The following is a 13295-nucleotide window of genomic DNA, read 5'->3' on the forward strand; positions in this document are numbered from 1 at the left end:
TATTTTACATATTTAATATATTTAATTAGGAAAAAATAGAGGGAAACGAATTAAAAAGTAAATATTATGTCAAAAAATATCATTTGCTTAGGACGAAATCTTTGACAAAGTGGCATATTTTGTAATATAATTTATACATAAATTTAGAACTCTTTTTACATTTAGGAGTGGTGTTCATGTCAGTATCAAAGATTAATAAACAAAATTTAAAAAAACAAAAAAAAATTGAGAATTTTAGTCAATTAAAAAGACAAAAGTTAATAACATATAGTGAGGGCAAAAAAGAAGACGACTTTTATGAAGCAATGAAGGAAGGATATAAAGCTATGGCTTTAATAAATTCACAATATGCTGAAGAAGGAACTTCTGTAGAATACTTTGATCAAATAGAATATGAGACATGGCTTTGCGGAGTGTGATATAAATGGCTAGTTTGAATGTAAAAAGAGGGGATATATTTTATGCTGATCTTAGTCCAGTTGTTGGATCAGAGCAAGGTGGAATAAGACCGGTTATAATAATACAAAATGATATAGGAAATAGATATAGTCCAACTGTAATTGTTGCGGCTATAACTTCTCAAATAAATAAAGCAAAATTACCTACACATGTAGAGATTTCTTCTGAGGAATATGGATTAAATAGAGATTCAGTTGTTCTTTTAGAACAAATAAGAACTCTCGATAAGAAAAGATTAAAAGAAAAAATTGGACATATGACTGAAGAGGATATGAAAAAAGTTAATAAATCTCTACTAATAAGTTTAAATTTACAGTAAAAGATAAGTCAGGCTATGATTAAATTTTTAATCATAGCCTTAATTTTTTTGAAAAAGCTATTAAAAAGGAGATTTTTATTGTTTTTTTAATGCATAAGAGAAATAATTTAAAAAATAAATGAATGTAATCGATATAACTTTTTGTATAGTATTAAAGATATAAATGTGATACTCTATTTAAAACTTTTTCATAAAAAAATTTATCCAGGATATACTATTATAGACTTTAATCTAAGAAAAATAGCTTTGAGTTCTTAAAAATAAAGGGAAGTAGAGTAGTCTAATTAAGTATTAATGTATGCTTAATGAAGGCTATTTGGAGAAAAAGATTAGCACAAATATAAAATTGCTATATGAAAAATTAATTTTTTGTGATAGAATGAACTTGGCAAAAAGGTAAAACAATATTTAAAAAAAAGTTTACATAAATGTACAGGAGGTCATTATGAGCAACAAGATACAAGAGTTAAAAAGCATGTCTAAGGTTATAAGAAAAGACATAGTAACTATGCTTACTGAGTCAGCATCAGGACATCCAGGTGGATCTTTATCAATCGCAGATATAGTAACAATTTTATACTTCGATGAAATGAATATTGATCCAAAAAATCCAAAGGATCCAAATAGAGATAGATTCGTTTTATCAAAAGGACATGCAGCACCAGTATTATATAGTGCTTTAGCAAGAAGAGGATATTTTGATCCAGCAGAATTAACAACATTAAGAAAATTTGGTTCAAACCTTCAAGGACATCCAAATATGAACGACTTACCAGGAATTGATATGTCAACTGGTTCTTTAGGTCAAGGTATATCAGCAGCTGTAGGTATGGCTTTAGCTGGTAAATTAGATAATAAAGATTATAGAGTATTTACTATTTTAGGAGATGGAGAGTTAGAGGAAGGTCAAGTTTGGGAAGCAGCTATGTCAGCAGCTCATTATAGACTAGATAATTTAACAGCTTTCATTGACTTCAATGGATTACAAATAGATGGTGATATAAAGGAAGTAATGAGTCCTTGTCCAATAGATAAAAAATTCGAAGCTTTCGGATGGAATGTAATAGTTATAAATGGACATGATTACGAAGAAATAATGAGTGCTATACAAAAAGCTAAGAGTACAAAAGGAGCACCAACTTGCATAGTTTGTAACACAGTAAAAGGTAAAGGTGTTTCATTTATGGAAAATGAAGCAGCTTGGCATGGAACAGCTCCAACTAAAGAGCAATGTGAGCAAGCTATAAAAGAGATCGGAGGGGACAACTAATGGCAAAGAAAATAGCAACTAGAGAAGCATACGGAAAAGCATTAGCTGCTTTAGCTAACGAAAATAAAAACATAGTAGTTTTAGATGCAGACCTTTCAAAATCAACTAAAACTGCAGATTTCAAAAAAGCATGTCCAGAAAGATTTATAAATATGGGTATTGCAGAAGGAAATATGATGTCAGTAGCAGCAGGTTTATCAACTTGTGGAAAAATTCCATTTGCTAGTACATTTGCTATGTTTGCTGCTGGAAGAGCATTTGAGCAAATAAGAAACTCAATATGTTACCCAAGATTAAATGTAAAAGTATGTGCTACTCATGCTGGTTTAACAGTTGGTGAAGATGGAGCATCACACCAAGCTATAGAAGACTTATCATTAATGAGAAGTATACCAAACATGACAGTAATCTGCCCATCAGATGCAGTTGAAACAGAAGCTGCAATTAGAGCAATAGCTGAGTATAACGGACCTTGCTATGTAAGATTAGGAAGAGCTGGAGTTAATGTAATAAATGATAGACCTGATTACAAATTTGAAATTGGAAAAGGTATAGAATTAAAAGAAGGTAATGATGTAACATTATTTGCTACAGGTATAATGGTTGACGTAGCTATAGAGGCTGTTGAAGCTTTAGCTAAAGAGGGTATAAATGCTAGATTAATAAACATACATACTATTAAACCAATAGATTCAGAGCTTATATTAAAAGCTGCTAAAGAAACAGGTGCAATAGTTACATTAGAAGAGCATAATATAATTGGTGGATTAGGATCAGCGGTAGCTGAGGTTGTTGGAGAAGAGTATCCAGTACCAGTAGTTAAAGTTGGTGTTAAAGACACATTCGGAGAAAGTGGTAAACCAGATGAATTATTAAAAGCTTACGGATTAACTTCAGATGAAGCAGTTAAAGCTGCTAAAAAGGCAATAAGCTTAAAAAGATAATCTTAAATAGTAAGTTTGCAGCATGAGTAATTTTTCTCATGCTGTTTTTTTTAGGAATAAAAATACAAAATAATATTAATTTGAATTTAATTGCCAAAATATAAGTGAAGGTGGTAATATTAAAAATTGAAGGTAATAAATTAATAGTTAATTTAAAATGGGGAGAACAAATTAAATATAAATTTATTAAGGGGGTCTTTAAATGAAGATTAGTGTGAAGACGTTAAAGGAGTATGGAATAATTACTATAGGAGTAATTCTTTTAGCCTTATCATTAGAATACTTTTATTATCCTAACGACATTGCTGCAGGTGGAATATCTGGTTTAGCCTTAGTTATAAATAAAATAACTGGAATGTCACAAGGAATGTTTATGAATATTGCCAATGTAATACTTTTTGCATTAGCTTTTTGGCTTATAGGTGGAAATTTTGGTGGACGTAGCATATATGCTGCTTTTGGATTATCATTTTCAATAAGCTTAATAGAAAGTTTTTTACCAACTTTTGCAGTAACTGAGAATATGTTTTTAGCTACTATATTTGGTAGCGTGGTAGCAGCCTGTGGAATAGCATTAGTTTTTAGTCAAAATTCATCAACTGGTGGAACTGCTATTGTTGCTAAAATATTAAATAAGTATTTACACATTGATATTGGTAAGTCACTTTTATGTGCTGACTGTGTTGTAGTTGTATGTGCTCTTTTAGTATTTGGAGTTGATAAAGCCTTATTTGGATTAATTGGGGTTTTCATAATGGGAACATTAATCGACAAAATAATAGAAGGTTTTAATTCTTGTAAACAACTTTTAATAATAAGTGAAAAAAGTGAAGAAATTTCCCAGGTAATAATGAAGGAAATCGATAGAGGATGTACTAAGATAGAGGGAAAAGGAGCATATTTAAAAAAACCTGTGACTATACTTTATGCAGTTGTAAATAGAAGACAGTTCATAAGCTTAAAGAAAAAGATAAAAGAGATAGATCCAAAAGCATTTATTACAGTAAATGATGCTAAAGAGGTCTTCGGGGAAGGTTTTCTCGATTTGGTAGAAATTTAGCAGTTTATTATGATATAATAAACTTGCTTTACATTAACACATAGAATTTTAACAAAAATTAAGTAGATTAATGTAGAAAAATAGAGTAAAATAGTAAAATAGATTAGTGTTGATAGCAATCGGGTAAGGTTAAATATATATATGAATCTAAATTTATGTTTAGATTTTTAATTTGTTGAGTAGAAAATGTTATTAAGGAGTGTTAACAATGATAGAATTTAGGAATGTTAGCAAGGTCTATAATAAGAATGTAAAAGCACTGTCAAATGTTAATATAAACATAGACAAGGGTGATTTTGTATTCTTAGTAGGGCCTAGTGGTGCTGGTAAATCAACTTTTATTAAAATGTTGTTAAAGGAAGTTGAACCGACAACAGGAAACATAGTTATGGGGGACGAGGATTTATCTCAAATAAAGAGAAGACAAATACCTTATCATAGAAGAAAAATAGGAATGGTATTCCAAGACTTTAGATTAATACCAACTCTTAATGTTTATGAAAATGTTGCTTTTGCTATGAGAGTAGTAGGGGCTACACCAAAAGAAATAAGAAAAAGAGTTCCAATGGTATTATCACTAGTTGGATTATCTAATAAATATAAAATGTTCCCAAATGAGTTATCAGGAGGAGAACAACAAAGGGTTTCAATAGCAAGAGCTATAGTTAATAATCCTAAGGTTTTAATAGCTGACGAGCCAACAGGAAACTTAGACCCAGATACAGCTAAAGAAATTATGGAATTAATAGATGACATAAACAAAGCTGGTACAACAGTAGTTATGGCTACTCATGCTAAAGAAATAGTTAACTCAATGAAGAAGAGGGTTATAGCTATAGATAAAGGTGAAGTAGTTAGTGATGTTCAGAAAGGAGGATATGAATATGAAGTTTAGTACTATAGGATATTTCATATCAGATGCTTTCAAAAGTTTAAAAAGAAATAGAACAATAAGTATAGCATCTATAGCAACAGTTCTTACTACATTATTCATATTTGGAGCATTTTTATTAACTGCTTTAAATGTTAAAAATGGTGTAACAAATGTTCAAGATAAGGTTGAGATTAATGTTTTCCTTAAAGACGATGCAACTCAAGACCAAAAGACAGCTATAGAGGAAAAAATTAAAACTGTTCAAGGTGTTAAAGAAGTAGTATTTGAATCTAAAGATCAAGCATTTGCTAAGATGGAAGGTTCAAGTGATTACAATAAAGAAATATTAGCTGGATATAGCAAAGAAAACAACCCATTACCAGCTTCATACATAGTAAGATTAGAAAATCCAGATGTAGCTAGCAGTGTTGAAAGTGCTATGAAGACTGATAACAAATACATGGATGGAGTTGAAGATGTAGGTAACGATGAACAGCTTATAGGAACTATAAACTCATTTGTAAAAGTTATTAATACAGTTGGATTAGTTTTAGGTATAGTATTCGTAGGTGTATCACTATTCCTAATAGTAAATACAATAAAGATAACTGTTTACTCAAGAAGAAGAGAAGTTGGAATAATGAAGTTTGTAGGGGCAACTGACTGGTTCATAAGATGGCCTTTTGTAATTGAAGGGGTTATAATAGGACTTGTTGGTGGTGTTTTATCAACACTTTTATTATTTGCTGGATATAATTTATTGTATGGAAAAGTTGTAGCAGCATCATCATTATATATGCCACAATTTGTACCACCAATGTATGTATTAACAACAATGTCATGGCAGTTCATACTAGCTGGTATTGTTATCGGTGCAGTAGGTAGTATAATAGCTTTAAGAAAATTCTTAGATGTTTAATATTTAATATAGAATATAAAAAGCTTAAAATACGTAAACTATTTAAATATAGTGTATTTTAAGCTTTTTTTTTGAAAGGGTGGGTTTTATGAGTCACAAAGATGGTGAAAAAAGAGAAAATGAGAATAATAAGAATCATAAGATGAAAAAAAGATTAAGAGTTATAGCTATAGGAGTAGCCTTGGTTTTTATAGTGGGTATTTCTGTTTATGCTGGTAATCGGCTTACGGCCATTGGAATTTTACCAATAACTAATGTTAATGCTGTTCAGGCATCATTAGAAAAAGTAAATGATACAGAAAATTTCAAAAAGGTCTTAGATATAAGAGAAATGCTTTATAGATGGTATGATGGTGAAATAGATGATAGTAAGTTAGCTGAAGGAGCTATAAAAGGTATGGTTGCATCTTTAGGAGATCAATATACTTACTATATGAATGAAAAAGAATTTTCAGATTTTAAGGAAAAGAGCCAAGGAAACTATATGGGAGTCGGAATTCAAGTAGGAGTTAAGGATAATAAAATAGTAGTAGTCTCACCTATTGAAGGAGGTCCGGCAGAAAAGGCAGGAATAAAAACAGGAGATGTTATACTAAAGATTAATGGAGAACCAGTCTCAGGAGAAGAGTTAGATAAGGCTGTCTCAATGATGAAAGGAACAACAAAAGAAAATATAAAATTAACATTATATAGAGAAGGTAAAGGCGAATTTGACGTTGATGTCATGAGAGATGTAGTCAAGACAGTTAACATAAAAAGCGAAATGATTAATGGTGATATTGGATATATTGAGGTATTAGCTTTTGATGAAGGAACCGCAAAAGATTTTGAAACTCAATTAAAAGCTTTAGAAGATCAAGGAATGAAAGGGTTAATACTTGATTTAAGAGGAAATCCAGGAGGATTTATGAAAGAATGTGTAGACTTAGTATCAAACTTTGTTCCAAAGGATAAAGTTGTAGTGTCTACAATAGATAAATATGGTAATAAAGAAGAAAGTGTATCTAAAGGTGGAATAGCACAAGGTATGCCATTGGTTGTTTTAATTGATGGAGGAACTGCCTCTGCATCAGAAATAGTGGCAGGAGCTATTAGAGATTATAATCTAGGTACTTTAGTTGGAACAACAACATTTGGAAAGGGAATAGTTCAGGTTGTTCTAGATAAAATTGGGCAAGAAAAAGATGGAACTGCTTTAAAGGTAACTATCTCAAAATATTATACTCCAAATGGAGAGAATATTCATAAGAAGGGCATAGCACCTGATGTCACAGTAGAATATCCAGCAGAGCTTAAGGAAAATCCATATTCAAGAAGTACTGATCCACAGTTTGAAAAAGCTTTAGAGATTATGCAAGAAAAGATGAAATAATAAAATTTTGGAGGACTTAAAATGAATTTACTTATAGAAAATATAAGAGCAATATCTTACGCATTAATAAGTCCTACCTTATCTTTAATGTTAATAGTAATAGCTATCTTATTCTATTTTAAAAATAGAAAAATAGCATTTATGCAAAAGTTAATGCTTGGGAGGAGCGTGCAGTCTCCTCTTGAGATGACTTTATCACAACTTTTAATTGGTATATTAGGTGGCGTTATAGCAAGTTTATTACTAAGTTTTTTAGGAGTAACTTTTGAAAACAGTTCTTTAATAAATGTCATTCTAACAGTATCAGTATTTTCTATAGTATATAAAAATAGATTTATTAAAATACCATATATAGCATCAGTATTAGGAATAATAGCCATTTTATTGAATAGTAATACTGAATATTTTGGAAATGGATTTAATTTTTCTGTTAATTTAACATCAGTAATTGTTTTAATAGGGGTATTCTCAATTGTTGAAGGTATTTTAACAATGATTGACGGAGATAGGGGATATTTACCTATATTTACTCAAAAAGATGGAAATCTTGTAGGCGGTTTTAGCTTTAGGAGATTTTGGGCATTACCTGTATGTCTTTTAGTTGTATTAGGAACTAATAGTGGTCTTTCAATTATTAATGAAATTAAAGATTTGCCTCAATGGTTGTCATTCTTTGGTGGAGAGAAATATCTTGCAATAATAAGTGCAACAGTTTTAGGGACTATGGCCGCATATGGAGTAACTTCATATGAGTCATCTACATTTACTCAGAGTAAGAGGAGAAAGACTCTAACCTCTGGATTATTTAATATTGCATATGGTATATTAGTTATAATATTAGCTTATTTTTCAAGACAAAATCTTATTTTTACAATTGCATTAATTGTTTTAGTTCCTTTATTGTATGAATTAAGAATTAATATAGAGAGAAAACTAGAAGTTATGAGAGAACCACTATATTTTTCTAAGCATGAAGAAATATGTATTTTGGATGTACTTCCAAATTCTATTGCATATGCAAAAGGATTAAGAAGTGGGGATAAAATAATTAAGATTAATGGAGAGATTCCTAAAAATGAAAAAGAAGTCTTTATGGCAATAAAAAAGAATTTTTATGGAGTTGATTTTGAGATAAGAAAAAATAATGGAACTATTGAAAATCATACCATATCGGGTAAAGATAGAGGTAAATTATTTGGAATAGTGTTGGTTCCAAAAGGAATATCTTTTAATAGGGAAGTTGATGAATTATTAGAAAAACTTAGAAAAGCTAATAATGATGAAGAGGAAAAAAACAAATAATGGTTTAATGTGGCTGTATCAAATACTTACATAATTAATTGAAAGTAAATTTGATACAGCCCTTTTATAGCAAGGAGGGAAAGTCATGGGAGAATTTAAAATACAATCAAAGTTTAAGCCTACAGGTGATCAACCTAAAGCAATTGATACTTTGGTTAAATCAATAGAGAATGGAAATGAAGGACAGACTCTTTTAGGGGTTACAGGATCAGGAAAAACTTTTACTATGGCGAATATTATAGAAAGAACTCAAAAGCCAACTCTTATATTGGCACATAATAAGACTTTAGCAGCTCAACTTTGTGCTGAGTTCAAAGAATTCTTTCCAGATAATATAGTTGAGTACTTTGTTTCATATTATGATTATTATCAGCCAGAAGCATATGTTCCTCAAACGGATACTTTCATAGAAAAAGATGCTTCTATTAATGACGAAATTGATAAATTACGTCACTCCGCTACATCAGCACTTTTAGAAAGAAGAGATGTGATAATAGTTGCTTCAGTATCATGTATATATGGATTAGGTAACCCAGAAGAATATAAGAAGCTTACTCTTTCATTAAGACCAGGAATGATTAAAGACAGAGATGAGGTTATTAAAAAGCTTATAGAAATACAATATGAAAGAAATGATATAGATTTTTCTAGAGGAACCTTTAGAGTTAGAGGAGATAATTTAGATATAATTCCTTCATCTTCATCATCAAAGGGAATCAGAGTTGAATTCTTTGGAGATGAGATTGATAGAATAAGAGAGTTTGATGTTTTAACTGGAAACATAATTGGAGAAAGACAACATGTTCTTATAACTCCAGCATCTCACTTTGCTGCTTCTCAAGAAACTTTAGAAAAATCAATAAGTGTAATAGAAGATGAACTTGAAGATAGGCTAAAAGTTCTTACTGCTGAGGATAAAATACTAGAAGCTCAAAGATTAAAGCAAAGAACAAACTATGATATAGAAATGATTAGAGAGATGGGATATTGTCAAGGAATAGAGAACTATTCAAGAATTTTAGATGGTAGAGCACCTGGTACTCCACCTCAAACATTACTTGACTATTTCCCAGAAGATTTTTTAATGTTTATAGATGAAAGTCACGTTACATTACCTCAGGTTAGAGCGATGTACGCTGGGGATAGATCAAGAAAGACATCTTTAGTTGATTTTGGTTTTAGATTACCTTGTGCTTTTGATAATAGACCTCTTAAATTTACTGAGTTTGAAAGCAAGATAAACCAAGTGGTATTCGTAAGTGCAACTCCTGGTGAGTATGAAATAGAGCATTCTAATACTGTTGCAGAACAGATAATAAGACCTACAGGACTTTTAGACCCTGTAATAGAGATAAGACCTATTCAAGGCCAAATTGATGATCTTTATGGAGAAATTCAAAGAACTGTTCAAAGAGGTTTTAGAGTTCTGATAACAACACTTACAAAGAGAATGGCTGAGGATTTAACTAAGTATTTAAAAGATTTAAATGTTAAAGCTACATATATGCATTCAGATATAGATACATTAGAAAGAATGAAAATAATAAGAGAGCTTAGACTTGGAGAAGTTGATGTATTAATAGGAATTAACCTTTTAAGAGAAGGGTTAGATATACCAGAAGTTGCTTTAGTTGCAATATTAGATGCTGACAAGGAAGGATTCCTAAGATCAGAAACGTCTTTAATACAGACTATAGGAAGGGCAGCTAGAAACTCTGAAAGTAAGGTAATAATGTATGCAGATAATATTACTAAATCTATGGATAAGTCTATTAAAGAAACTGAGAGAAGAAGAGTTATTCAAATGGAGTATAATGAAGAACATGGAATTACTCCAACTACTGTAATTAAGGGCGTAAGAGATATAATAGAGGCTACTAAGGTTTCAGAAGAAAAAGAAAGTTATAAAACTGAAGTTGAAAAAGCTGTTAAGAAAGATATTCCTATAGAAAAACTTATAGAACAATATGAAGAAGAAATGAAAGAGGCAGCTAAAAATCTTCAGTTTGAAAGAGCTGCTGAGCTTAGAGATATAATAAAGGATTTAAAGAAAAATACTAAATAAAATGGTGTTTGAGCCAATATAAATTTTACTATATGTAAATTAAAGTATATGTTTATTTAGATGAATAGCAAGTTTAATGCTAGCTAAATAGAAGTGAATATTAAAATTTTGCTAACTATTAATTTGTTGGAATATTTTATAAAGGAATTACGATAAATTTGTTTAATAATATAATTAGTAGAGTGAAAAAAGTTTTACAAATTTAAATTAGATGTTAAAATGGATAATAGATTATTAAAATCAATAAGCTAATTTTTTATGATATTTTATAGGAATTTGTTTTAAGTTTAATATGAGAGTTAATTATTAAGAGAAGAAAGGATCTTCTCTTAATTAAATTTATCTAAGTGCTTTATATAAATTTATAAATTATATAATAAAATTAGATAAAATATAATATAAAGAAAAAGCATAAGTATATAAGTAAGAGCGCTATTAGAGTGTATTAGTAATAGAGATTTAATATTTAATATTATAGATAAATCTAAAAGAGCTGAAAGAATGTATTTAAGTTTTAGGAGGAATATATGGCTGTTAAAGTAATTACAGATAGTACTAGCTGCATACCAAAAGAGTTAGCAGAAAAGTATGGAGTAGAGATAGTATCTTTAAGCGTTATAATGAATGGAGAAAGTTATAAGGAGGTAGACATAGATAGTGAAGCTTTTTATGCAGAGCTAGCAAAATGTGATAAACTTCCAACTTCATCTCAACCATCAATGGATGAATTCTATAATGCTTTTGAGAAGTTTGCTAAGGATGGTCATGATATAGTTGCAGCGTTTATATCATCTAAATTAAGTGGAACATATACAACATCACATATAATAAAAGATATGATTTTAGAGAAATATCCAGATGTTAAAATTGATCTTATAGACTCTCAAACTTCAGTAATGGCACTTGGAATAGGTGTTTTAGAAGGTGCAAAGGCTGCCGAAGAAGGAAAAGACTTTGATGAAGTTTCAAAAATAGTTAGAGAAACTATAAAAGAATCAGAGATTATATTTGTTCCAGGTACTTTAGATAATCTTAAAAAAGGCGGAAGAATAGGTGGAGCTGCCGCATTAGTTGGAAAGGTTCTAAAAATAAATCCAATATTAACAGTTAAAGAAGGTGCTGTTGTAGTAATGGATAAAGTTAGAACTAAGAAAAGAGCTATAGATAAAATTATAGATGTAGTTAAACATGATCTAAAAGAAAAAGGAATAAAGCAAGCTGTTGTATGTCATATATTAGCTGAGGATGAGGCCAGAGATTTGGCTAAGAGACTTAAAGAGGAATTAGATTTAGATTCAATGATAGGTGAAATAAGTGCAGTTATAGGTGTACATGTAGGAGTTAAAAGTGTTGGAATAGCTTATGCTAGAGAATCTTAATTTTATTAAATAAAGCTGATTAAAAAGGTTATATCAAATTATATAATTTGATATAACCTTTTTAGTTTACTTAATTGTTTGTAAAAAGTAACTTTTTTATAAATAATAAACACTTTAATTTTGATATTATTTATGTAAGAATTAAGAAAGATTATTAAAGTTTTATACTTATAGGCTAAAATATTAAAGATTTTTATAAACTGGATAAAGGAGGTTGTGAAATGAAAAAGTTTTTTAAAGTTTTAGGAATAATATTTCTTAGTTTAACTATTATCTTAGGTGTAGTTGCGTATTCTTTTAGGGGACAAATCGGATTTTACATAAATATAGGAAAAGAATACTTAGCTTTAAAGGAGAATCCGCCAAGTATAGATGAGTTAAAAAATATGAAAATGAGCGAAGATATGGATTTTAAAGATATTGTTTATAAGAACACTAATGGAAAACCACAAACTTTAGATATTTATGGACCAGAAAAGAAATTAAAGCATGGTTCACCAGTAATTCTTTATGTTCATGGTGGAAGTTGGATTTATGGAAGTAAGGAAATTCCTAATGTTATAGCGCCTCTTTTAGATTCCTTTAGAAAGGAAGGTTATACCATAATAAGTGTAGGATATGAACTTGCTAATGATAAGGTTGATTTTAACAAACAGGCATCAGATGTTAAGGATGCTATAAGATGGGTTTACAAAAACAAAGATACTTATGGATTTAATACAAATGAAATAGGGTTAATAGGGGCTTCAGCTGGAGCTCATTTATCTTTACTAGCAGCATATAGTGGAGATGATGAATTTGTTGATGATAAAGAGCTTGCTAAATATCCATCAAAGGTTAAATATGTAGTAGATTTCTTTGGACCAACAGAGCTAGATACTTTAGATATGAGTATGGCATCATGGGATTTAAATAATTCTATAGCCAAAACAGAAAGTCAGCTAAGAGGAGAGCAAAGTATAGAAGAATACATGGATAAATATAGTCCAATAAATTATATTAAACCTAATTTACCTAAAACATTAATAGTTCATGGAAGCCAAGATAGGTTAGTTCCTTACAGTAATTCTGTTAATTTATATAATAAGAGTAAAGCTGCTGGAAATGAGGTGCAAATTTTAACCTTAGAAAATAGTGGACATGATTTTTCGCAGGTAGATGTAAATGAAGTATTTGAATTAGGCTTTAAAGTTTTAAATTTTATTCTTTTTAATACTAAGTTCTAAGTTTTTAGAAAATATAATAGAGAATAAGGCATAGGGTAAGTAACTCTATGCTTTATTTAATTATGTATATAATAAAAGCAAATTTTAAATTGTAAATAGTTTCCCT

At 29.8% G+C, this 13295-nt stretch carries 12 protein-coding genes; all 12 read left to right on the forward strand.

Annotated elements, in window-relative coordinates:
• Positions 1–176: 176 nt before the first annotated feature.
• Entirely contained in the window at positions 177–419 is a 243-nt protein-coding gene (locus tag AC2JAQ_RS01145; RefSeq protein ID WP_488457503.1) for a hypothetical protein, read from the forward strand.
• A 5-nt stretch (positions 420–424) separates the two neighbouring features.
• Positions 425–778 carry a type II toxin-antitoxin system PemK/MazF family toxin gene (locus AC2JAQ_RS01150; RefSeq protein ID WP_011591415.1) on the forward strand — a complete coding sequence of 118 codons (354 nt, stop codon included), beginning with the start codon at positions 425–427 and terminating at the stop codon, positions 776–778.
• Positions 779–1223: 445 nt separating this feature from the next.
• Positions 1224–2048, forward strand: coding sequence for a transketolase (locus AC2JAQ_RS01155; protein WP_488457504.1), 825 nt, complete (start codon positions 1224–1226; stop codon positions 2046–2048).
• Complete coding sequence (locus tag AC2JAQ_RS01160) at positions 2048–2992, forward strand: transketolase family protein (protein ID WP_488457505.1); 945 nt, start codon at positions 2048–2050, stop codon at positions 2990–2992. Before AC2JAQ_RS01155 ends, AC2JAQ_RS01160 begins: the two co-directional genes overlap by 1 nt.
• 202 nt (positions 2993–3194) lie before the next feature.
• On the forward strand, positions 3195–4052 hold the full coding sequence (locus tag AC2JAQ_RS01165) for a YitT family protein (RefSeq protein WP_488457506.1): 858 nt from the start codon (positions 3195–3197) through the stop codon (positions 4050–4052).
• 208 nt (positions 4053–4260) lie between these two features.
• On the forward strand, positions 4261–4947 hold the full coding sequence (gene ftsE / locus AC2JAQ_RS01170) for a cell division ATP-binding protein FtsE (protein ID WP_423237992.1): 687 nt from the start codon (positions 4261–4263) through the stop codon (positions 4945–4947).
• Complete coding sequence (ftsX, locus tag AC2JAQ_RS01175; protein WP_488457507.1) at positions 4937–5845, forward strand: permease-like cell division protein FtsX; 909 nt, start codon at positions 4937–4939, stop codon at positions 5843–5845. Before ftsE ends, ftsX begins: the two co-directional genes overlap by 11 nt.
• 88 nt (positions 5846–5933) lie before the next feature.
• On the forward strand, positions 5934–7217 hold the full coding sequence (locus AC2JAQ_RS01180) for a S41 family peptidase (protein ID WP_488457508.1): 1284 nt from the start codon (positions 5934–5936) through the stop codon (positions 7215–7217).
• A gap of 21 nt (positions 7218–7238) precedes the next feature.
• Entirely contained in the window at positions 7239–8519 is a 1281-nt protein-coding gene (locus AC2JAQ_RS01185) for a PDZ domain-containing protein (RefSeq protein WP_488457509.1), read from the forward strand.
• A gap of 85 nt (positions 8520–8604) precedes the next feature.
• The gene (gene uvrB, locus AC2JAQ_RS01190; protein ID WP_488457510.1) at positions 8605–10584 is read left to right on the forward strand and encodes an excinuclease ABC subunit UvrB; all 1980 of its coding nucleotides are present in this window, start codon (positions 8605–8607) and stop codon (positions 10582–10584) included.
• A 527-nt stretch (positions 10585–11111) separates the two neighbouring features.
• Positions 11112–11963, forward strand: coding sequence for a DegV family protein (locus AC2JAQ_RS01195; protein ID WP_488457511.1), 852 nt, complete (start codon positions 11112–11114; stop codon positions 11961–11963).
• A 221-nt stretch (positions 11964–12184) separates the two neighbouring features.
• On the forward strand, positions 12185–13189 hold the full coding sequence (locus AC2JAQ_RS01200) for an alpha/beta hydrolase fold domain-containing protein (protein ID WP_488457512.1): 1005 nt from the start codon (positions 12185–12187) through the stop codon (positions 13187–13189).
• Positions 13190–13295: the final 106 nt, after the last annotated feature.

The sequence above is a fragment of the Clostridium sp. LIBA-8553 genome (genome assembly GCF_057782465.1).